Origin of the sequence: Actinomadura chibensis NBRC 106107, from assembly GCF_001552135.1 — a bacterium.
In the GTDB taxonomy this organism is placed as follows: domain Bacteria; phylum Actinomycetota; class Actinomycetes; order Streptosporangiales; family Streptosporangiaceae; genus Spirillospora; species Spirillospora chibensis.
The window spans coordinates 108,289-130,606 of record NZ_BCQP01000039.1; the positions used below are offsets into that span (position 1 = coordinate 108,289).

Below are 22,318 nucleotides of genomic sequence, written 5' to 3' on the forward strand. Positions count from 1 at the left end.
ATTATGACCAAGCCGGAACGACGTCCCGCCGCACATGGCACGAGAGGAGCGCGGCCCTCTCGCCGATGGCCAAGGATATCCGCCGGTTCGGTGGGCGAATGCGTCTTATGCCGCTTTCTGGAACCTTCCGAAGGCCGGGAATGCCCACTACTTCACAGAGCCCGTTGCCGATGACCAATATCGCATTCGCACTTGTGGCGCAAGGATGTTACGGGGCCCGGCAAAGCCGTCACCGTCCGTCCCGCACGCCGGGGCCGGGGGGCGGCGTCCGCCCCGGGCCGTCGCCGCGACCGAAGCCGGGGCCGCCGCCGACCGGACCGGGGTGGTGAGGACTTGTGCCCTTTCGGGGGTTCGTCCATCGGTTGGGGGTGTGGGAATGCGCGGTGAGAGACGAACGCCATGTCCGGCCGAACCGATGGTCGTCGATCGGGCCCGTCCCGAGTCTTATGCGCGGCGGATTCGCGCCCGCCCTTACGGTCCGCGCGAGTTGGCCGTGGACGGGGTGGCCGCCTGGTTCCACGGGCCGTTCGCCGTGCTGACATTGACCGGAGGCGAGGCGGGGCTGACGGTCCGCGCCGACGTGGACACCGCCTCGCTCGGCGCCGACCTGCGCCATTTGTTCACCGCCGCTGAGAACGCGGCGATCGCATGCCTTCCGCGACCCGAACGGATGGTGGCGGAACAGCCGATCGGCGATGACGTTCTCGTCGTTGTTCGCCGACTTGAGGTATGTCCAGCGGCGGAGGGCGTGTCGCTCATTCTGTGCACGGCCGACAGGACGGTGAAAGTGATGCTCGGCATGAGGGACGCCGGACGGCTCGCCGCTGAGGTCCGCCGCTGGGCGGGCGCATAGCGGCCATCAGACGAATTCACCGAGCGCCGCGGGCGGCGCCTCCAGCGCGCGATCCGTCCATTCGACGCCCGCGGCGGCCACCAGGGTCGCGAGACGTCGAACCAGGCGGTCAGCCTGCCCATATGTGACGCCGAGCTCCTGGAGGGCCATGGCGATCGGGTCCGCGGCCCGCCCGGTGCCGAGCGTGCAAAGGGCGCCGACGAGATGCCGGTACGACTCGCGGCGCGCGGCACACCGCACGGGTTCGTCGGCGCGGGCCGTGAGCAGGCGGGCCAGTGTCGCACGGGCCTGCTCCCGGTCGGCGGCCGTCGCGAGGCCGTCCTGCGGGTCCGGCGGCGGCTCGACGGCGCGGCCGGTCACCGGCTCCCCGATATTGGCGGCGAAGAATCCGGGATTGGCCTTGCGTAGTGCCACCAAGGCCGTTCCCATACGCCGGGACGCCTCCGTCCATGTCAGGCCGTGACGCTCTCGCAAGTCGTCCGGCACGTGAAATGGATCCGGGACTCTCCGCCGCATTCGGAACACCACCACGATCAGCATTTCGAGGCCCGCCGGATCGTCCCGAAGCGGAGCGGCCCATGCCGCCTGCCGCAGGTCCCGGTCCGGACGCGCCGACGCACCCCGGCGAACGGCGTCGGCGCGCCTTGTCCGCTCCTCCAGATGCAGCAATGGGTAATGGACGAGTTGTGCCCGGGCGGCCCGCAGCCACGGCTCGTCACCGCTTTCCGCATGGCGCAGTTCCACGGCCCGGGCGGCGGCGTCCTCGTGGCGCGCGTCCGCCGACGCCAGGTGCTCGCATATCAGGACCATTTCGCGGACGGGCCGTCCCGAACGGGTCCGCGGCACCGCCCCGTCCAGCGCGCGCCGCAGCCGGGCGAAGCCCTCCTGGAGGAGATCGTCGACCGTCGCCTCGCACTCGGCGCACCCTCCGTTCCCGGTCGGCGCGGCGCAGGCACGGCCGGCGTGCCTGGCCCGGCGCAACGGCCCGCGCGCGGCGGCGCGCAGCGCCGGAGAGACGAAGGCGTGGAATGCCGCGAACGCGATCGCGTCGTCGCGGTCGGCCAGATGAGAGATGGGCCGCACGAATCCCCCTGAGGCAGTCCGAACAGACCGTCCGCCCCGCGGATACGAAATCCGGGGACCCGGTCTTCCTCAGGAGGCACAGGGCCTCGAAATGCTCTCCGGCCGCAGCCGTCGAACGGTCACCAGTATCAGGAGGCCCTCAACTCACGTCAAGTGCTCGGCGCGGGGGGAACGCCTGTTCATCGGGCCTCCTCCCCCAACTTGGCGAGTTGTTCGCATAGCCGCCTATAACGGATGACGAGTTCGCGGTCCGAGGCGCTTCGGCGGCTTTCTGGAGAACGGAGTAGTTGGAAGACCTCGACGCAGCCGCGCAGTTCTTCCAGGACCACTCGCGGGGCGGGCGGCCGTTTCCTCGTTCCGGCCGTCCGCCCGGCCCGCTCGTCGCGGAGCCTGTCGAGCAGATGGGTGTAAGGGGTCTCGTTGCGGCAGGCGTTCAGTTTCCGGAGCGGTGCGAAACGCCGCCTGAGAGCCGCCCACTCGGCCCAGTCGAAAAGGCCCGGACGGAGCACTTCGACGGCCGTGTAGCACGCGGGCCACGGCTCGTCCGCCAGCACGTGGGCGATGAGTTCGAGGCGGTTGCAGGCCGCCTCGCAGCGGGCGTCCCGGTCCGCGGTCGCCGTCGCGTGGCCGTACAGGTCGCGATGGACGCGGGCGGCGGCCTCGCGGGCGGCGGCGAGGGCCGGCGAGCCGTTGCCGAGCAGCTGCCAGGCGGTGCGGGTGTCGAGGCGCCGGACGGCCGCCGACGCGAGCCGGGCGAGCCGGGCGTCCATGCCGAGGCGGCACAGCGTCAGCCCGGCTTCGCTGAGCACGGTCCGCAGGGCCCGGTCGCGGCCGAGTTCGGCGACGCGCAGCGGGCAGGCGGCGGTCAGCGACCACTGCACGCCCGCGGCGACCATGCCGTTGACCGTGACCGGCTTCCCCGAGTTGACGACGAGGAGGACCTCGTCCACATCGCGGAGGCTGGTCGAGCCGTACAGGCCGGTCGGCTCGGTTTCGGCGAGTTCGGCCAGCAGCGCCGCGTTGACGCCTGCGGCGTCGCCCGGTTCGGTGGAGAAGGGGCCGAGGACGGCGGCGTCGAGGCTCCCGGCGGGCGCGGTCGACGCGGCCAGGGTGGCCCAGGATCCGGCCCGCTCCATCGTCTCCTCGCTGGCGAGCAGGCGCAGCCTGATCCTGCCGGACCGGGGCAGGGCGCCGCGGCGCCGCAGCGCCCAGTCGACCACCCGCCGGACGGCCGCGTGGCCCTCCCGGTCGTTCGGGTCGTCCCCGGTGACCCTTCCGACGCACATCAGGACAAGGACGTCGCCGGTCCCGAGGACGGGCCACGCCGTCATGCCGCACCGTTCCACCAGGCCGGGCACCAGGTCGCCCTTCTCCCACTGGTCGGCGTTCGCGAGCAGTGAGCCGGGCAGGCGGCGGGCCGCGGGCGGGACGAGGTGCTCCTCGTGCGAGGCGCTCCGCTGGAAGAAGTCGATGAACTCGGTGTCGGCCACCAGCGCCGCGTGGCGGGCCTCGGGACGCGCCTCGGGCAGGGGCGAGAGCCGGCGGCGGGCGTCCTTGATCAAGGCGGCGCCGCCGCGCTCCTCCGGGTCGCCGAGCCTTCCGGCGAGGTCCTCCAGCACTCGGCGCGCCGGCGCCGAGAGCGCGGCGGCCTCCTTCGCGGACGGCTTGCCGATCCGTTGCGCGAACCACGCGCGCAGCAGCGAGTGGTCGATGGCCTCGCCCCGCGCGAGGCGCTCGTAGAAGGCGGCCTGGACGGTCGGCCACAGCTCGGCGAGCTTGGTGAGCCTCCCCCGGTCGAGGCCGGCGGACGGCTCGGTGGCCGCGGCGAGGCCGGTGTCGGCGCGCTGCCGGGCGGCGAGCAGCCGCCACAACCCGGCGTTCGGCGGGTCGACGGCGGCGAGCTCGTCCCAGAAGCGGTGCCGCAGCAGCCAGTCGCGGAGCGTGTCGCGCGGATCGACCAGGTCGCGCAGCCGGTAGGCGGCGGACGGTTCGTCGACCGGCAGCAGCGTCATCGGCACGCCGGTCTCGATACCGGCGAGCAGGACGCCCGCGCCCAGGGCGTAGGAACCGGCCCCGGTGGTCAGCAGGCACTCGCGGGGCGCGAGCGCGGTGAGCACCGGCTTCATCGCCTTCACGCTGTGGCGGACCGTCGGTTCGCCGACCTCGGCTATGTGGACGTCATCGTTCCGGAACGTCCGGCCGCAGAGACCTTCCGCAGAGCACAGCAGGTCCTTCATCACCCGCGCGTGCGCGGCGAACGGCCGCGGGGACGGTCCGGGGACGTTCGTCGTCGCGACGATCAGGAGGCCGCTGACGCCGGTTCCGGTCTCGGCGAGGCCGTCGAAGACCTTGCGCAGGGGCCTGCGGTCGCCCGGACCGCCGTGGAAGTCGATCGGCCCAGGAGAGGTCGCCAGCGGCGGCCGACCGAGGTCGCCGCCGCCGATCGGATGGACCAGCAGCGGCGGCCGGTCCTCAGCCCTCTTCGTCATAGACGTCGAGGTCGTGATCTAGCGGTGCCCCGGCGGACGGGAGGGAGCGGCCCCGGCCCGGCGCGACCTTTCTGTCGGCGAGCCTCTCATTGGCGGTGAACCACGCGTACGACTCCCCGGAAGGGTTCGGAGGCGTGCGCTGTGCCTTCATTTGCTTCGGCCGCACGCGGGGATAGTGGACGGGGAGGTCGTCGCTGCCGCGGGCCGCCGCCAGGAAGGCGTCCCTGATCCTTGTGAATCCGGGCTGCCGCTCCGCCGCCTCGGTGAAGGCCCGGACGCAGGTTCGCACCACCGTTTCGGCGGACGAGCCGGGGAGTTCTCCGGTGAGATCGCGGTAGTACTCCGACCATTGCGCGCCGGTGTGGAGCCGCGTGCGCTCCGGTTCCACAATCATGTGGACGCTGCCGAAGCCGAGCGGCTTTCCGAGGCCGAGGCGGTGGTGGTGATCGCCGTCGAGCGTCAGCAGCCAGAGCAGGGCTCCGAGTTCGACCGCGGGAACGTCGCGGACGCCGATGGTGAAGGTGAATTCGGTTCCCTGGGTGATCCAGCCGAGTATGGAGCGGTTCTGCTTGTCGCGCTGCGGGGCGCCGGTCGTCGCGAACGACGTCTCGTCGTCGGTGAGCGGGCCGTCTTCGCCGGGCGCGTTCGGTCGCCGGTATTCCCGGTAAAGCAGGCCGTCGATGAGGTGCTGCGTGGGATCGCCGCTGGACGCCTCCGGATTCCAGTAGGAGTCGTTCGCGGCCGCTCGCCTGTGATGCCAGTAGACCTTGCGGCCTCGCAGAGCCCGGTCCGGGTCGCGGTGCACGTCGTTCTTCGGCGTGCGGTTCTCGATGGGACGGTGCGGTTCGGCGGCGCTTCCAGACAGGTAGAACCGGCCCTGGGCCGGTTTCGGCTGGACGAGGATCGACAGCGGCAGCCCCTCCTTGAATTCCCTGACGGCTTCGCCGGTGCGGGTGACGCATTCGACGTCGCCGACGCGCAACCGGCCCCGGTAGGCGGCCGGGCGGTTGCCGGATCCGTCCGGCGCGACCCAGCCGAACACGCGGTCGGCCGGGGAGAGTTCGCGGTAGCGGGACGCCGGTTCGACCTTCGGCGGCACCATCTCGGCCGGGCTCGCGACGGCGAGCTCGCGCGGGATCATGACCGGATAGAGAGCCTCGACGCGTCCGTTCTTCCGGTACGCCCAGCAGAACGTCCCCGGCGCGAGCTTGCGGCGGTCTTCGTCGTTCCGGTGCGGGCTGATGTCGAATTCGCCGTCGGTCTCGATGTCCGGCTGGCTCTTGCGGTGGTGCTCCATGAGAGCGTCCCAGCGTTCGCGGAGTTCGTCGGTCAGCTTCGCCGTGACGGGGGTGCGCCGCTGGACGAAGACGCGCTCGTCGCGTTTCGCCTCCACGTTCCGACCGGTGATGAAGGCATACCCCTCCTTCCATTCGGGGGAGGGGCGGCCGTTGGCGTACGGCTTGATGCCGGTGACCTCCTCGGCATTGTTGCGGCGCCTCGTTCTGACCCAGACGCGTTCGCCGTGCTTCGGGGGCCCGTTCTTCGAATAGGGGAGGCGGGACCCGTCCGGGTAGAAGGGGAGTTTGGCGGCGGCCCAGAACTCCAGCGTCTTTCCGTTCCTCCCGACGCGGACGGGCTCCATGTCGCGGGCGTCGTCGGCGACGCGCCGCCAGCCGAGGCGCTCGTCATGGCCGGTGAACACCCCGAACCGGCTGTTGGTGATCGCCTCGTAGGAGGCGCGCAGCATTCCCTTGAGCGCGGTCGCCGGGAGGTGGGGGCGGCCGCCGCGCAGCAGCACCGGGTAGGTGAGGTGGCCTTCCTCGGCGTCCGGCGCGTTGCGGGCGCGGGCGGTGTCGAGAAGCAGGAGCGGCGTCCGGACGGTGAGCCGGACGCCGATCGTGCCCGTCCAGTTCTCCTCGTGCAGCCGGTCGGCGCCCTGGGGAACGGCGTCGGCGAAGGCGCCCGTCATCCCCTCGCGCGAGAAGGCGGGAACGAAGGTGTACGGGTTGAGGAACGGCTCCCCGCGCCCGTTCCGGCCGTTCTCCGCACGCGTCCTGGCGGGAGCGGACGTCCCGCGGATGTTCTTCGCGATCGTGCGGGGGGTCGGCGGCTTCTTCTCGGTCATGCGTTCTCCCCGCGCAGCGGCTCGGACGGCTCGAAGGACAGCAGGCGTTCTTCCGCGATGTAGGCGTTGCCGTGCTCCGCGTCGCGTGCGATGTACTCGCGGGTCGCCAGCGCCACGTGGCCGCCTCTGCCGAAGACGCCCGGAACGCGCAGGCTGCCGATGCGCTCCGTGGTGAGGGTCGTCCAGCCGTCCGATGAATGGACGGCCTTTCCCCACAACAGGTAGCGGCCCTTTATCGTGCCGATGGTCTCCATCGGGTCGTGCCTTGTGAATTCCGCAGGAAGAGCCGCCGGACGCTCGGTGAGCAGGACGGTGCGGCCGCTGCCGGCATCGTCGAGCCAGCGCAGTTCGGTGTGCTCGTCGAACACGCGGGCCTCGAAGACCCCCTCCGGCGTGGAGCGGCGCGCTTCATCGGTGGTGACGATCTCGTAGCGCCACGGTGTGGTGAGCAGCGCGAACCCGTCCGGCGCGCGCTCCATGGCTTCGGCGAACGTGAGGCCGTCGCGGGTGGCGACGTGCAAGGTCGTGCCGGTCATCGCGGTCCCTCCGCGTACGCGCGCCACGCGGCCGCGAGGTTGCCGTGCCGGAGCGCGTCGGCGAGCGTCGTCTCCGCCGTCCAGCCGTTGCCGGAGAACTCGACGGACTCGATCGTGACGTCGCCGAACCCCCGATTCACCATGCCGCCGAGCGGAATGCGGCGCTGCTCCAGATCCCGCAGGACGAGCAGGAGCAGCGCGAGCGCCACGTCCCGGTGGCCGCCGAGCCGGGTGAGGTCGACGGTCAGCCGGATCGGCTCCCAGTCGACGCCGTGCGGTTCGAGCACGCTGAACAGCAGTTGGTCGGCGGCGCCGCCGGTCCAGCGGTCGATGGCCACGTGGTCGGCCTGGTCGAGCCCGCGGGCGGCGAGCGCGTCGCGCACCGACGGCGGCGGGACCGGACGGTCGGCGCCGTCGTCCGGCGCGCCGTTCACCACGACGTCCCACACGTCCGAGGGGATCGCGGTCTCGCTGACGCACTCGTGGACGGTCAGCGCGCCCGCACCCCAAGGGTGGGCGGACGGCGTGCCGCCCGCCGCGCGGCGGGCGGCGCCGAACAGCATCCGTACGGCGTCCAGCCCATCGAGCTGCTTGCGGAAGGCTTCGGCATGCCCGCGTGCGCGCGGGGGCGCGGGCTCCGGGTCTCCGGCGCCGTCCACCGCGTCCTGGATCGGAGGCGGCGGGGCGTCGAGCCCGCGGGCGGTGCGCTCGATGAGTTCGGCATGGCTGCGAAGGGCTCCCTTGAGCGAGCCGCCGCTCAGCGTGAGCCTGAGCGTGCCGGGCCCGACCTCCGTGGCCAGCGGCAAGGTCTTGATCGTCGCGCCCTCGCCCGCGGCGCGGACCATGACGGGCGCGTCGGGCCTCCAGCGCAACTGGACGGTCAGCCGGTCCCGGCGGGCGGGCAGGTCGGCGGCGCCCGCGTCCACCGCCGCCTCGGCGAAGCGCGCGGGCTCGCCGCGAAGGAACGCGAGCAGCCCGGCGCGGCTGGTCAGGTCGTGCTCGTGGACGTCGAGCGGCGACGGCAGCAGCGTCACGACGCCGAGGCCCCTGCCGTTGGCGGCGCCGAGCGCGATCTCCTCCGACTTCAAGGCCGTGAGCAGCGCGTGCAGGCGGGCGCGGTCACGATCGAGGTGGGCGCCGGTCGTCTCGACGTCGATCTCGAACGACAGGTAGTGCCCGGGCGGGACGACGGTGCGGGCGTACAGGAACGCCGACGCGGCGGCGCCGGTGACGCGGTCGATGCCGACTCCGTGGAGGACCGGCAGGGTCCGCGATCTGAGCGGCTCGTCGGGGATCCCGTCGCCGTCGGTCCCGGTCGCGGTGGTGACGACCGCGTCCCTGACGACGACCCGGCTGGCCTGGCCGACGGAGTTCGATCTCCCGTTCCCCTCGAAGCCCCACATCCGGTCCAGGCGATCGGTTCCGGGATCGGCGCCGCGCATCCAGGCGCGCAGCGCCCCGGCGAGGCTCGTGCCGGGCACGTAGACGCGGTCCTGCCCGTCCACCGCGACCGGCAGCGCCTCGGCCGGGTCGAGCGCGACGCCGCCCACGTGCAGCGGCGTCTGGGTGCGCAGCCAGCCGCGCGCCCGGAGCCGCCGGTCCATCGGACGTCCCCCTCCGCGCGTCATCGGCGCGCCTCCCCGGAGTGGGCCGCACTGCGGCTGTGGGCGGCGAGGCAGGCGGTGAGCAGCGACCGCAGCGCCTCTGCCCGCAGTTCGCCGCGCAGGACGTCCGCGCCGTCGACGGTCAGGCACAGCTCGTCCTGGTCGGCGAACTTGAGCGTCTCCCAGACGTCGCCGTCCGCCAGCAGGGTGCGGATCGCGGCCGTGGCCTTCGGCGCCTTCCACCGCCGCGTGAGCCTGGCGACGCGGGCCTTGAGCTGCTCGCTCTCCTCGTCCAGGTGGTCGAACAGGCGGCGCAGCGCGTTCAACCGGGTCGCCGAGAGGCCGATGAGCGGGCCGAGCACCTCGTCCGGGCGGGCCGCCCGCTCCTCGGCGAGCCGCCAGATCTCCGCGCGCCACGCGGCCGCCTCGATCAGGCGCGCACCGGCGTGGCCGGGATCGCCCGCCGCCAGCCGCCTGCGCGCGGGCGGACGCGGCGGCTGGTCCGGGGGCTCGCCGGTGGCCGTGGCCGCCCTCCTCATGAGAACCGGGTCGTTGACGCTGATCTGGCCGAAGCCCTCGCCGCGCCGTTCGCCGACCCCCGATCGTTCGACCGCCGCCAGGACGTCCGCGCCGACGCGGCCCGCCCGCACCTCGAAGGTCAGGCAGCCGCCGGCCGCGAAGCCGAGGAGGACGGGGCGCGGCAGCCGCCAGCCGCGGTGCCAGGAGTCGGTCCGGGCGATCTCGTAGCTGGTCGGTCTCCGGTCGCGCTCCCGCAGGACCGGCACGAGTTCCACACCGTCCGCTCCCGCCGTGGCGAACGCCCTCTCCAGGAGACGGGCGAAGTCGGCGGGGTCGTCGCTCGGGGCGAGCCGGGCATCGCGGACGAGGACGTCCGACAGCAGCCAGACGCGCATCCGGTCACCGCTCATGAGCGGCGCCGGCCGCGGTCCGGGGGCGCCGGGCGCGGCGGTGACGGACACCAGGCCGTAGTCGTCCTTGCGGGACCGCCCCAACCGCCATCGGCCGTCCAGGCTCTTCCACCAGCCGGGGCCGAGGATGCCCCGGCGGACCCTGACCTCGGCTTCGAGCACGGTTCCGGGCGCGAGCGCCTGGTACACGTAGACGCCGCCGAGCGCCTCGGTCGGACGCTGCGACTCGTCCTCGATGGTGTTGTGCATTCTCAGGACGAAGCCGGGCGTCTCGACGGCCATCCGCGCCGAACCCGCGACATATCCCCTTCGGACCCGCTTGAACGCGTTGCCGTTCGGAATTCCCTCCACCATGCGGTTGAGGTAGACGCCCGTCTCGTCCTTGTCCCGGTCGAAGGCGCGGGGGACGGGACGTCCCCGCGCCCCGCCCACGCGCGGCGTCGCGGGCGTCACCACCAGGTCTCCGCGGCGGGCCGCCGCGGCGGCGGCCGGCGAGCCGAGGCGGCGCAGCACCGGCCCGAGCAGCATCCAGCCGGGCGCGTGGTCGCGGCCCTGGACGAGGTTCCCGACGGTGCGCTCATAGGCGAGCAACGGCGTTTCGAGCGTCATCCGCAGGACGGCGCACTCCCAGCCGTCGCCCGCCGGTCGCCGCCGTCCGGGGGAATCGGGCGCCGGCGGCCGTTCGGGGGCGGGCGGCGGCACCGGATTCGACGTCCAATGCTCCAGGTCGCCACTGCTCGGCGGCAGCCCGGCGCCGCCGAGGTCGAGCCGGCACCGCCCCGACCCCCGGCGCCGCTTCGCGCCGATGCCCTCCACCAGACGCGCGCCCGCCCACAGCAGCGCGCGGGCACAGCCGAGCTGCGCCTCCGACAGCTCGTCCGGCAGTTCCGCCGTGCCCTCCAGGGTCATGCCGCCGCGCGCCATCTCGTCGAAGCGCAGCATGTCGTCCCTGGCCGCGCCGGTCACCGGGTCGTGCGCGACGCCCGGCTTCACGAACGTCACCGCGTCGCGGAGCCGCGCGCTCCCCCCGATGGCGTGGCCGAGCTCGCCGGGAAAGCGAAGCGGCCCGAGATACCGCAGGGCGGCCGGACGCGGATGCCGCGCCGGCGCGGCCGGTGTGTCGACCGCCTCGGCGCCGGGGAAGGCCGGCTGATAGCCGAACAGGTATTCCACCCAGGAGTGCCAGACCCGGGGGCCTTCGGGGTCCGCGTCGGCGTCGAGGGCGCGCGCGGCGATCTCGCATCCGTCCCGCCAGACGCCGTTGAGGGATTTCGCCGGGACGAACGGCAGGTGGTGCTCCTCGTCGCGCAGCACCTTCCGGCTGATCCGGCCGTGCTGTCCCGTGCCGGCGCCGATGTGCCAGTCGCTCAGCATTCGCAGGGTCAGCGCGATGGCATGGCTCATGATCCGGCCTGCGCGGCGAGGAAGGGAGCGGCGTTCAGCGCGTCCAGCAGGCCGGTGCGGTGGACGTGCCCGTCCCGCCAGAACAGCGAACCGTCGCAGGCGAGCCCCTGAACCGCGTCCCGCCCCAGCCAGGTGGAGACCATCCCGAACCGGGATTCGGCGGCCTCGCGCCCGCGGAACAGCGCGGACCGCAGTTCGTGCGCCTGGCCGCCCGAGATGACGAGCGTGCCGTCGTCCTTCGCGGTCAGGGCGCCGACCCGCCTTTCCAGGTCGGTCCAGTGCCGGTGCCGGGCCCATTCCGCGCCGCCCGCGTCGCCGACCACATAGGGCTGGCCCGTCAAGCAGGCGCCCTCGTCGGAGAGGGTCTGCTGGTCGCGCAGCCGGCGCAGATCGGCGAAGGCGCTCTCGTGGAGGACGTGGAACGAGAGCGCGCTCTTGTCCTGCCCGAGTTCCCGCTTCACGGCCTTCGCCTCGGCGGTCAGTTCCTCGGCCAGGTGGACGGCGCTGTGGAACGGGTACTGGCGCTTCACGATGGCGACACCCGCGCAGGCGCCGAGCCCTCGCAGTTCCTCCACCGTCCTGAGGACGCCGCCGACCGCGGCATGCCCGTTGGCCAGCCGGGTGAACTCCTCCAGGTAGCCGCGGGCGAACGGCAGGGCCAGTTCACCGTCGCAGACGACCGTCAGGTCGTCGCCGCCGAGGATGAGCGGGAGGACCGGCGGCTCGGCCGTACGCGCCTTCCACCCGCCGCCGCGCAACTTCGCGAACACCGACCGGAAAGCCTCGCGAGCGCATTCGTCCACACCGTTGGAGAGTCTTCGCAGCCCCTCCGTGTATTCGCCCGCGGGCCTCTTCCCGTCGCCGCCCATGATGGACGCGAAGCGCTGGAACACCTTCCCCAGGCCGTTGCCGTCGACGTGGACGACCCCGACCCATTCCGCCTTGTGGCTCAGATGGTCGACGATCGGGGAGAGGGTGTCGCGGGCCGCCGCCCTCCGGTTCTCGCCGTCCTCGGCGCGGAGCCCCATCTCGACGGCCAGCCGCGGCAACGCGTCGGCGAAGGCGTTCAGCTTCGCCAGGCTCGGCGCCGACCGGGCCTCGGGCGGCCGTCCCTCCTGGAGCGCGACGACGCGGTGGGCGGGCAGGCCGCTCGACCCGCAGCGCGCCGCGACCGGCACTCCCGGAAACCGCAGCCGCGGCCCGCGCCTCGTGGTCCGCGCGACCGCGAGCAGCTCCCGGGTGTCGGCGACGCCGTCGGCGACCTTCTGCGCGCCACCCCACTCGACGGCCTCTCCGACGGCGCCGCACACGTCCAGCCCGGGCGCCTCCCGCAGGGCCGACTCGGTGATGCTCGCGACGATCCGCCTCCCCGCCTCCCGGTCCCCGACGAGGATCGTCACACCGCCCGCGTTCGCGGTCACCACCTCGATGCCGTGCTCTTCGACGCGCTGTTCCCGGCCGTCCGCGCCGACCTCCGCCAGCGCCCTGTCGAGCCATTCGCCTTCGACACAGGTGATCAGATGCGACGCGCCGACGTTCTCTCTCCGCTTGTTGGACCCGAAGATGTAGTCCTGGTTCCCCGCCGTGCTCAACACGACCGGATGCACGTCCACCCCGGCCCCCTTTTCTCGCCCTCAGCACCACCGCCCGGTACTGATGGACGAACCCCCGCGGCCGTCCCGAGCGGCATGGTAGGGGCGCGAACCGGGCGCGCCGGGACCGAACGCCGCACAACCGGGTGACCGCCTCCGGCCCCGGCTCGACCGCCGCCGGTCATGCGCCTTCCGGACCGCTTCACTCGCGGGCGACGTCCATCAGTACGTTCTGTCCACGACGACGAAGCGAGGCCCGAAATGACCGAGACCCGGAACGCGCCGACGATGACGGTCATCGGGGGCACATCCGCGACCCCGTCGAGGGCCCGGCGCGTGATCACCGACGGCGCGGCCTGGAGCGGGCTCGGCGGCGTCGTCGCGGGCGGGTTCGGCATCGAGGCGGTGAAGTCGGCGATGACGCGCTCCCCGGCCGGACGCCGGTGGCTCGTCCTCGGCTGCCTCGTCGGACTCGCCTGCATGGCGGTCGGCGCCCGGCTGCGCGTCCGCGCGTCGGCGCGGACCCGGATCGGGCTCGTCGTCACCGCGTCCGACACCGGGCGCGGCGCCCCGCGAGCCGGGCTGCTGGAGGCCGAGGCCGTCGAGTACAGCCGGCACACCTGCGCGGTCACGGTGCGGACCCGGCTGGCGCTCCCCGAGGCCCATCCGTGGCCGAAGGAGGGCGTCGACGCCCTCGCGGACGAGACGCTCGCGGCGGCCGGGCTCGCGGAACGGCTGGTCAGCGGGGCCGTTCGCATCAACGTGATCCCGACGATGCCGCTTCCGGTCGGCTTCAGGTTCGGCGCCAGGATCGGGCACACGCATCCTCGCGAGATCACCGTCCACGCGGTCCGCCAGCGCGACGGGAGCCCGTCCCACTTCCCGGCGACCAGCCTCCGGGAAAGCCCGCTCACCGCCGAACTCCTCACCATGGAGCAGGTCGAGGTGGTCGAAGGCGGAGACCCGGCGCGCACGGCGCTCGCCATCGACCTGCAGAACCTCCGCGCCGACTTCGCCGAACCCGTCCGCGCCGCCTGCCGCGCACACCGGATCGGCGCCCTCCTGATATTCAGCAGAAAGACCGCCGGGCCCCTGGACGAGAACGCGGAAACCTACACCGCGATAGTGGAACAGATCTGCCGCACATGGCGCGACGCCCCTTTGCCGCCCGCCGCCCGCACCGGACGCCACGCCGCCTTCCTCACCGGCCCGGTCGCCATTTCCATCGCCCTCGGCGCCCGCCTGGCCCACGTCCAGCCCGACCGCTGGACGGCCTTCAGTCTCGACAACGCCTCCAACGCCTACGAGCCTTTCCCCGCCGAACCCGCCTAAGTCTCGGCAGTTCTCCACCTCCGCGCCTGTGACGATTTGCGAACCCTCAAGGGGCGATGAGAACACAAGGGGTCGCAGAAAAAACAAGCCCCATAATGAGAGCAGTTTCAAACCCTCGTAGGGGCGATGAGGACCCGCAAGGCAAATGCGTTCGTGGCTTTCTGATGGACGAGAGGGAGGACAGGTTCGATGCGTTTGCGAGTGACCTTTCACACGGGGGCTCGGGAGCTGCCCTGGGAGGACGTCTTGGCTCCCGGACGGGCCGTGGCGTACGCGCTGCTGGAGCGCGGGGCGCCTGAACTGGGGCGGGCTCTTCATGACCGTGGCTGGGGACCGCACAAGCTCCGGCCCTTCGGTTACGGCGCGCCCATCTTCCCAGGGGCGCGGAGGCGTCGCGGCGTCTATGCCGCCGACGGGCCCGGCGTGCTGGAGTTCGGGAGTCCGCTGATCGCGGTGGTCGAGGGGTGGGCGGCCGCGCTCGCGTCGATTCCCGTCCTGGCGTGGGGAGCGACCGCTTTCATCGTCGATCGGGTCGAGCCGGTCGAAGCCCCGAGATTCGAGACCGGCAAAGCCGTCTTCCGGACGGAGACGCCCGTGGTGATGAAGGGATCCGGACGTGACGCGTCGGGTGCCCGTGAACGTCGCGAGGCGTGGTGCCTTCCGGGCGAGCCCGAATGGGACTTCTACGTTCAGCGCAATCTTCGGCGCAAAGCGGCGTCCTTGGGCTTGGACCCCGAGGTCACGCTGGAGAACGTCGGATGGATCGGGCGCAAGCGTTCGTTCGCGGTGGGCAGCGCCGGGGGCGGGAAGAAGCCGGGCGCCCGCGTCGAGGTCATGGTGTCCGGCGCACCGGAGACGCTGTCGGCGCTCCATTCCTGGGGGCTGGGGCAGGACAACAGCACGGGGATGGGCTGGATCGGCGCGCCGCGCCGCTGACCGCTGATCCCTCGCCGCCGCGGCCCCGAGACCCCCTCTGGGCTGGTCGAACTTGACGCATTCCGATATGGGAATATGATTGCGGCATGGCACGAGCAGCGACGACGTCGGACGTCTTCAACGCGATCGCGGAGCCGCAGCGGCGGCAGATCCTGGTGCTGCTGCGGGCGGGGGAGCGGCCGGTGACCGAGTTGGCGCGGGAGTTGGGCATGACCCAGCCCGGGGCGTCCAAACACCTGCGGGTGCTCCGGGAGGTCGGGCTGGTGCGGGACCGCAGGGCGGGCAAGCAGCGCCTGTACGGCCTGGACGCCCGCGGGCTGCGGCCGGTCCACGAGTGGACCGGCGGGTTCGAGCGGTTCTGGAACGAGAGCTTCGACCGGCTGGACGCGTACGTGCAGGACCTGAAGCAGGAAAGGGAGCAGGAAAGGGAGGAGGAGTAGCCGATGAGTGCGACGGCCGACCGCGAGATCGTCATCTCGCGGGTCATCGACGCCCCGGCGGACCTGGTGTTCGAGGCGTTCACCGAGGTCCGGCACCTGTCGCGGTGGTGGGGCCCGGAGGGGTTCACCACGACGACGCGGTCGTTCGAGTTCCGCGTCGGCGGGGAGTGGGACTTCGTGATGCACGGACCGGACGGAACGGACTACCAGGAGTGGATCTCCTGGACCGAGATAGCCCGCCCGGAGCGGATCTCGCTGCTGCACGGCGAGTCCCGCGGCGACCCGAACGCCTTCGAGTCGTTCCTGACGTTCGAGCCCGACGGCGCGGCGACCCGGATCGAGATGCGCACGGTCTTCCCCACCAAGGAACTGCGCGACGAGGCCGCCGAGAAGTACCACGCCATTGAGGGCGGTCAGCAGACCCTGAGCAACCTCGCCGCCTATGTCGCCGAAATCGTTCAGAAGGGAGCGGAGGGCTGATGGCGGGAAAAGTGTTCTTCAGCGTGTCGATGTCGCTGGACGGGTTCATCGCCCCTGAATCCATCGAGGACCTGATGGGGCCGCAATGGAGGGAACTGCAGGGGTGGGTCTTTCCGCAACGGTTCTTCCGGGAGAATCTGCGGCTTGGCGAGGGCGGTGAGGAAGGGCGCGACAACGACATCCTGCGGGAGACGTTCGAGCGCACCGGCGCGAGCGTGATGGGCAAGCGCATGTTCGACGCGGGCGAGCGGGCGTGGCCGGAGGAGGCGCCGTTCCACACGCCGGTCTTCGTCGTGACGCACGAGAAGCGCGACCCGTGGGAGCGGCCGGGTGGGACGGTCTTCCATTTCGTCGACGACGGCTTCGAGAGTGCGCTCGACCGGGCGCGCGAGGCCGCAGGCGACCGCGACGTCCGCGTCGCGGGCGGCGGCGCGACGATCCTGGAATACCTGAACGCCGGTCTGATCGACGAGTTCTCGGTCGCGGTGGCGCCCGTGCTGTTCGGCTCCGGGATCCGCCTGTTCGAGGGCGTGGACGCCGACCGCGTGGCCCTCGACCCGGCCCGCGCGGAGCCCTCCCCGCGGGTGACGCACCTCACCTACACCGTCCGGCAGCGATAGCCGCCCGGCACGCGCGAAGGTCGGCGGCTCTGGCCGCGGGGAGGGGTAATCCTTACCCCTGGGCAATCTCCACCCGGATGTCCGGTAGATGATATTTTATTGTTGATCATTGCCGATTAGGCATGTTCATGTCCGTCTGGGAGGTGGACGACCGTCGATGTGAGCCTGTGATCAGCGTCCCGGCGACACGACCGACAGGTGCCTTCCCCCAGCGCGCGGACACGCCAGGGCCGAGCCGGCCGAGGTCCTCCCTCGGCGCCCCGGCCACTGTCGCACACGCCGTCGAGGGACCCCTCCACCGGGCCGTGGCCACCGGGGCCGACTTCACCGTCCCCCATCAGGGTGCCGCGCCGCCGGGGCGGCACCGCCCGGCAGCAGACCGAGGTGAAGCGCCGCCATGTCGATCGACGCCCCTTCCTCCGGCCAGTCCCCGCAGACCCCGTCCGCCCGGCGGCCGTCCCGGCCCGAGCGGCCGCGCGCGGCCGAGACCATCGCGTTCCGCCACCTGGTCGGCCCGCTGCGCAAGGACCCACTCCAGGCCCTGTCCCGGATCGTCCAGGAGCGCGACGGCGCGATCACCCGCCTGAACCTGGGGCTGTTCCGGCCCTACCTGGTGACACGGCCCGACGACGTCAAGCACGTCCTGCTGACCCGGGCGCGGGACTGCTACCCGCGGCAGGGCCTGATGTGGGACGCCATGCAGCGGCTCGTGGGCGACAACATCGGAGGCGAGGGCGACAAGCACGCCGAGGCGCGCCGCGCGCTGCAACCCCAGTTCGCGGCCCGGCACCTGCGGGAGGTCTACCCGGGCTGGGCGCCGGTGGTCACCCGGGCCGTCGACGACCTCCTCCGGCGCCGAGCGCCGGGCGAGGCCTTCGAGGTCTACTGGGAGGTCACGCGCGTCATCCACCGCGCCGTGAACGACCTGTTCTTCGGCGGACGGATCAGCGTCGAGGACGCCGAACTGGTGGGCCAGGCGGTCCGGACCGCGACCACGTCGATCGTCCCGAGGCTGCTGGCGCCCTGGATGCCGAACTGGATCCCGATCCCGGGGGACCGGCGGTTCCGCCGGTCGGTGCGCACCGTGGACCGCGTCATCCAGCCGCTGGTGACGGCCGCGCGGCAGCCGGGCAATGCGGGGATCGCCTCGATGCTGGCGAAGCGCGGCCGCACCGACCGGCAGATCCGCGACGAACTCGTCGCGCTGGCGGTCGCCGGCAGCGAGAGCACGGCGGTCGCGCTGAGCTGGCTTCCGGTGATGCTCGCCGACCACCCCGACATCGAGGCCCGGCTGTACGCCGAGATCGACGCGGAGATCGGCGGCGGGACGGACGCGGACGCCACGCCGACGCTGGAGCAGCTCGAACGGCTCACCTACACCAAGCGGGTCCTCCGCGAACTGCTGCGCATGTACACCGTCGGCTGGATCATCCCCCGCGCCGCGCAGCAGGACGACCAGATCGACGGCGTCCGCATCGCCGCCGGGTCGATCGTCGTGATCAGCCCCTACCTCACCCACCGGCTGCCGCGGGCCTGGCCCGAACCCGACCGGTTCGATCCCGACCGGTTCACCCCGGAGGCCGAGAAGGCCCGCCAGAAGCAGTTCCCCGACGGGGTCGCCGACCTGGCCTTCGGGTACGGGCACCACGCCTGCCTCGGGCAGCAGTTCTTCGAGATGGAGGCTCTGCTCATCCTGGCGTCCCTGCTGCGCCGCCGCCGGCTGAGCCTCCACCTGCCGCCCGGCTCGGCGCCCATCCGGCCGAAACCCGGCCTGGCGCTGAACCCGGACCGGGACGTCCAGGTCACCCTCGAAGCGCGCGCCTGACCCCCGGCCGCGCTCGACGCACGCACGCCGCGCTCACGGGCGCGGTCGCCGTCCCGCCGCGCCCACCCCCTTCCCGACGACGGAGCCGCCCCCGTGAAGCCAGCGCACCAGCTCAACCGGCAAGCGTCCCAGCCAGGGGCGCACGCCCCGGCGACGGACGAGGACGAGACCGAGCGCCTCCGGTCCCAGTGCGAGGAGGACCTGCGGTCCACCATCGCGCGCCATGGCGGCCTGTTCCCCGCCGACGTGTTCGACGGGCGGCTGCCGCGCGAGCTGGCGCGGGCCGTCGTCGCCCAGGCGCCGGGCAGCACCGCCGCGCTCCTCGCGCACGAGGCGCGGGCGTCGCTGTGGGTCTTCCCGGTCGACTGGCTGATCGACACCCGCGCGAGTTCGCGCGAGGAGGTGCGCGGCCTGCGCCGCCGATGCCTGGACGTCGCCGCCGGCGCCGACCCCGGGCCGGGGGACGCGGTGGGGGCGTTCCTCGCCGAACTGCGCGACGGCCTGGACGCCTTCCCCGCCTTCGCCGAGCGCCGCCCGCTGTGGCGGCGGCACCTGGACGCCATGCTCACCGCCATGGTCCGCGAATGGGAGTGGCGGTTCACGCGCGGCGCGGACGATCCGCCGACCTTCGAGGAGTACCGGAACAACGCCGACAACTTCGGGTCCACCTGGGTCAACGTGGTGCACTGGACCGTGCACGACGACCCCGGGGTCGCCGAGTGCCTGCCCGAACTGGTGGCCGCCAGCCAGCACGTCCAGGAGGCGCTGCGGCTGTTCAACGACCTCGCCACCTGGAAGCGGGAAAAGGGCACCGGAGACCTCAACGCCCTGCGCCTGGTGTCGCCCGACGTCCTCAGGCGGCGGATCGGCGAACTGCTCACCGAATGCGCGGCGCTGATCGACGCCCTCGCCGGCCGCTGTCCCGCCGGCGCCGACTACCTGCGCCGGCAACTGCGGTTCTCCGACGCCTTCTACTCCGCGGGAGAGGACTATTGGCGGCGGCTCTGACCGGCGCGTCCCCCTAATGGGGGGGCCGGGCAAAGGCCGACCGTTCCCCGCCCCGTGTGGCGAGCGGCACGAAGCCGACATTCCACATTCCCGGCCTGCTCCGCGTTGCTAATGTGCTCCGCGTGGCCGGTGGCGTCCCGCGCGGCCGGTGCCTCCGGACCGGGCCACATCACCCTCCCCCCGGGTCGCTGGATTTGAGGAATTGCCGATGCCTGTGCGCCTCCGTAAGCGGAATCGTCCGTCGAACCTTCGCTTGGGCCTGAAGATCACCCTCTCGCTGGTGGCGTTGTCCGCGCTGTGGGCCTTCGCCGCGTGGGTGACGATCAGCGACGGGATCGGCCTCTACGTGGCGGCCCAACGCGACACCCAGGTCGGTCGCCCGACCAAGACGCTGGTCAACCACCTGCAGGACGAACGCCGCGCCTCGCAGCTCGAACTGGGACGTTCGGCGTGGGCGCGTCCGGGCACGCGGCGGGTGTCGCCGGAGCTGGCCGCGCAGCGGGCACGGACCGACCGGTTCATCCGGGAGTGGCGGGCCACCACGGCCAAGACCGGGGATGAGAAGATCAAGGGCCATGTCCGCCAGGTCGCCGGCTACCTGGACCGCCTGCGGACGGTGCGCCAGCAGATCGACAACGGTTCCATCAGCCGTACCGGCGCGATGCAGGTCTACAACCAGGCCATCGACGAGTGCTTCGAGATCAGCGCGGCCACCGCCGAGTTGGACGACAAGAAGGTCGCGGCCGACGGCCGCGCGCTGATCGAGTTGACGATCGCCCGCGAGTCCCTCTCGCGCGAGAACGCCCTGGTGACCGGGATCCTCGCCAGGGGCCGCTTCGAGGCGGGAGACCGCGACCGGCTGGTCACGCTGGCCGGCGTCCGGCAGAACGACTCCGCCACCGCCGCCCGCCACCTGCCGTCCACCGACCGGTCGCGCTACGAGCGGCTCACCGGCACCGACTCCTACCGGATGCTGCAGGGCCTGGAGAGCAGGCTCATCGAGCAGGTACGGCCCGGCGGGCGGCCCGCGGTGACCGCCGAGCAGTGGCGGCAGGCCGCCCAGCCCACCCTTGACCAGTTCGACCAGGTGATCGACGCGGGCGGTGACGACCTGGTCGCGCGGGCCAAGCCGGGCGGCACCCTGGTGATCGTCAAGCTGGTGCTGGTCGCCGGGCTCGGCCTGCTCGCGCTCCTCGCGGCCGTCGTGGTCTCGATCACCACGGCGCGCGCCCTGGTGCGGCAGCTGCGGCTGCTCCGCGACGCGGCCCGCGAGCTGGCCGACCAGCGGCTGCCCGGCGTCGTCGAACGGCTCGGGCACGGCGAGAAGGTGGACATCGCCGTCGAGGCCCCGCCGCTCCAGTTCGGCACCGACGAGATCGGGCAGCTCGGCCAGGCGTTCAACGCCGTCCAGGAGACCGCGCTGCGGACCGCCGTCGAGCAGGCCGAACTGCGGCGCGGCATCCGCGACGTCCTGCTCAGCCTCGCCCGCCGCACCCAGACGCTCGTGCACCGGCAGCTCACCATGCTCGACACGATGGAGCGCCGCCGCGACATCGAGGTCAAGGAACTGGAGGAGCTGTTCAAGCTCGACCACCTCGCGACCCGTATGCGCCGCAACGCCGAGAACCTGATCGTCCTGTCCGGCGCGCTGCCCGCCCGCGGGTGGCGCGACCCCGTCCCGCTGGTGGACGCGATCCGCGGCGCGGTGGGCGAGGTCGAGGACTACACGCGCGTCACCGTCCTGCCGCTCGGGCCGATCAGCCTGAAGGGCACGGCGGTCGGCGACGTCACCCACCTGCTCGCCGAGCTGATCGAGAACGCCGTGTCGTTCTCGCCGCCGGAGACCGCCGTCCAGGTCAGCGGGACCATGGTCGCCAGCGGCTTCGCCATCGACATCGAGGACCGCGGGCTCGGCATGACCGACGAGAAGCTCGACGAGCTCAACACCAGCCTCGCCGACCCGCCCGACTTCAACCTGCAGAGCACCGCCCAGCTCGGCCTGTTCGTGGTGGGTCGGCTCGCCCAGCGCCACAACTTGAAGGTCATGCTGAAGCGGTCCGCGTACGGGGGGATCACCGCGGTCGTGGTCATCCCGCGGGAGCTGATCGGCGAGATCGCGGAACCGAGCGCCGTGCCCGAGAAGGCGCGTCAGCTCGTCCAGGTCGGCGCCGACGCCGGGCCCGCCGGCGCCGCTCCCGCGGTGACCACCGGCGGCCAGACGCCCCCGGCCCACAGCAAGCAGCCGTTGGCGCTGGTCGCGGAACACGGCGACGGTGACGAGCGCGAGCGCGCCGCCGCCGTCGCGGCCCCGCCCGAGTCCGCCCCCGAGCCCGAGCCGGAGCCCGACGAGGCGCTCGTCACCGACAGCGCCACCCCCGGCGGACTGCCGGTCCGGGTGCCGCAGGCCAGCCTCGCCGCACCCCTGAAGGAGGATCCGCCCGCCCCGGAAGCGCCGCAGCCGGACGACGACGCCGACGCGCTGCGGTCGCCCGAGGAGGTCAGGCGGATGGTCCGCTCCTACCAGGAGGCGACCCGCCGCGGCCGCGCCGACGCCGCCGACAAGGAGCCCGGCGGCGCCGAGGACCCGGCCGGTCAGCGCGGCACCGGCGCCAGGACGTCTTCGGACCCCGGCGTCGAGGACGGCGACGGCGAGAACGGTTGACGGCGCCGAACGCCGCCTCCCGTACTGATGCGCCGCGAGGCCGCGACCAGGCGACACCGAGCAGGCGGCCCCTGGTTCGCGGCCTCCGCCGCCTACTCACTGTGACCGTGTAGGCGCTGCCTGTTCGCGCGGCAATCCCCAACCCTGGGGATACACCTGCGGCCGCCGTCCGAGCGATCGTCGAGAACGTCAGTGGCTTCTCGGCCAACGAGCTACCGATCTACAAGATTGGGGCAACGACATGCGATGGGTAAGAACCATCCCTCTCGTCTCGACGATCGCGGCACTGATCGGAGCGCTGTTCGTCGCGCTCGCCGGAGCGGACAGCGCCGCGGCCTCACCGGTGAGTGCGACCGCGACGACCGACCAGGAGGCATGCTGGCAGCGCTTGCCAGGTGCC

At 72.6% G+C, this 22,318-nt stretch carries 16 protein-coding genes; 9 read left to right on the forward strand and 7 right to left on the reverse strand.

Features of this window, described 5'->3' with window-relative positions; translation table 11 throughout:
- The first annotated feature begins 415 nt into the window (after nucleotides 1–415).
- Nucleotides 416–853, forward strand: coding sequence for a hypothetical protein (locus ACH01S_RS22920; RefSeq protein ID WP_067894922.1), 438 nt, complete (start codon nucleotides 416–418; stop codon nucleotides 851–853).
- A 6-nt stretch (nucleotides 854–859) separates the two neighbouring features.
- Here the strand turns inward: ACH01S_RS22920 and ACH01S_RS22925 are convergent, their stop codons facing one another.
- From ACH01S_RS22925 to ACH01S_RS22955, 7 genes are all read right to left on the reverse strand, one after another.
- A complete protein-coding gene (locus tag ACH01S_RS22925) occupies nucleotides 860–1,936 on the reverse strand; it encodes a hypothetical protein (protein WP_067894925.1) in 1,077 nt (358 codons plus the stop codon).
- A gap of 179 nt (nucleotides 1,937–2,115) precedes the next feature.
- Nucleotides 2,116–4,425 (reverse strand): hypothetical protein, encoded by a 2,310-nt coding sequence (locus ACH01S_RS22930; RefSeq protein WP_067894928.1) that lies wholly within the window; start codon nucleotides 4,423–4,425, stop codon nucleotides 2,116–2,118.
- Nucleotides 4,409–6,550 (reverse strand): TIGR03986 family type III CRISPR-associated RAMP protein, encoded by a 2,142-nt coding sequence (locus ACH01S_RS22935; RefSeq protein WP_067894931.1) that lies wholly within the window; start codon nucleotides 6,548–6,550, stop codon nucleotides 4,409–4,411. Before ACH01S_RS22935 ends, ACH01S_RS22930 begins: the two co-directional genes overlap by 17 nt.
- On the reverse strand, nucleotides 6,547–7,086 hold the full coding sequence (gene csx19 / locus ACH01S_RS22940) for a type III-D CRISPR-associated protein Csx19 (RefSeq protein ID WP_067894934.1): 540 nt from the start codon (nucleotides 7,084–7,086) through the stop codon (nucleotides 6,547–6,549). The genes ACH01S_RS22935 and csx19 overlap by 4 nt, the downstream gene beginning before the upstream one ends.
- Nucleotides 7,083–8,714, reverse strand: a complete 1,632-nt coding sequence (locus ACH01S_RS22945; protein WP_067894937.1) for an RAMP superfamily CRISPR-associated protein — start codon at nucleotides 8,712–8,714, stop codon at nucleotides 7,083–7,085. The genes csx19 and ACH01S_RS22945 overlap by 4 nt, the downstream gene beginning before the upstream one ends.
- Nucleotides 8,711–11,023, reverse strand: a complete 2,313-nt coding sequence (locus ACH01S_RS22950; RefSeq protein WP_067894940.1) for an RAMP superfamily CRISPR-associated protein — start codon at nucleotides 11,021–11,023, stop codon at nucleotides 8,711–8,713. Before ACH01S_RS22950 ends, ACH01S_RS22945 begins: the two co-directional genes overlap by 4 nt.
- Entirely contained in the window at nucleotides 11,020–12,636 is a 1,617-nt protein-coding gene (locus ACH01S_RS22955) for a Cas10/Cmr2 second palm domain-containing protein (protein ID WP_067894943.1), read from the reverse strand. Before ACH01S_RS22955 ends, ACH01S_RS22950 begins: the two co-directional genes overlap by 4 nt.
- A 240-nt stretch (nucleotides 12,637–12,876) precedes the next feature.
- Here ACH01S_RS22955 and ACH01S_RS22960 point away from each other — a divergent pair, with 240 nt between their 5' ends.
- The 8 genes from ACH01S_RS22960 to ACH01S_RS22995 all read left to right on the forward strand — a co-directional run bounded on the left by ACH01S_RS22960 (nucleotide 12,877) and on the right by ACH01S_RS22995 (nucleotide 21,918).
- On the forward strand, nucleotides 12,877–13,947 hold the full coding sequence (locus ACH01S_RS22960) for an SAVED domain-containing protein (protein ID WP_067894946.1): 1,071 nt from the start codon (nucleotides 12,877–12,879) through the stop codon (nucleotides 13,945–13,947).
- Between the two features lie 264 nt (nucleotides 13,948–14,211).
- Nucleotides 14,212–14,883 carry a CRISPR-associated endoribonuclease Cas6 gene (locus ACH01S_RS22965; protein WP_246236715.1) on the forward strand — a complete coding sequence of 224 codons (672 nt, stop codon included), beginning with the start codon at nucleotides 14,212–14,214 and terminating at the stop codon, nucleotides 14,881–14,883.
- A gap of 86 nt (nucleotides 14,884–14,969) precedes the next feature.
- Nucleotides 14,970–15,323, forward strand: coding sequence for an ArsR/SmtB family transcription factor (locus ACH01S_RS22970; RefSeq protein ID WP_067894951.1), 354 nt, complete (start codon nucleotides 14,970–14,972; stop codon nucleotides 15,321–15,323).
- Between the two features lie 3 nt (nucleotides 15,324–15,326).
- Nucleotides 15,327–15,803: an SRPBCC family protein gene (locus tag ACH01S_RS22975; protein WP_067894954.1), complete on the forward strand. Its 477-nt coding sequence runs from the start codon at nucleotides 15,327–15,329 to the stop codon at nucleotides 15,801–15,803.
- On the forward strand, nucleotides 15,803–16,423 hold the full coding sequence (locus ACH01S_RS22980) for a dihydrofolate reductase family protein (protein WP_067894958.1): 621 nt from the start codon (nucleotides 15,803–15,805) through the stop codon (nucleotides 16,421–16,423). The genes ACH01S_RS22975 and ACH01S_RS22980 overlap by 1 nt, the downstream gene beginning before the upstream one ends.
- A 397-nt stretch (nucleotides 16,424–16,820) precedes the next feature.
- The gene (locus tag ACH01S_RS22985) at nucleotides 16,821–18,248 is read left to right on the forward strand and encodes a cytochrome P450 (protein WP_067894961.1); all 1,428 of its coding nucleotides are present in this window, start codon (nucleotides 16,821–16,823) and stop codon (nucleotides 18,246–18,248) included.
- A 93-nt stretch (nucleotides 18,249–18,341) separates the two neighbouring features.
- Nucleotides 18,342–19,256, forward strand: coding sequence for a terpene synthase family protein (locus ACH01S_RS22990; protein WP_067894964.1), 915 nt, complete (start codon nucleotides 18,342–18,344; stop codon nucleotides 19,254–19,256).
- Nucleotides 19,257–19,509: 253 nt separating this feature from the next.
- Nucleotides 19,510–21,918, forward strand: coding sequence for a sensor histidine kinase (locus ACH01S_RS22995; RefSeq protein ID WP_067894967.1), 2,409 nt, complete (start codon nucleotides 19,510–19,512; stop codon nucleotides 21,916–21,918).
- Nucleotides 21,919–22,318 lie beyond the last annotated feature (400 nt).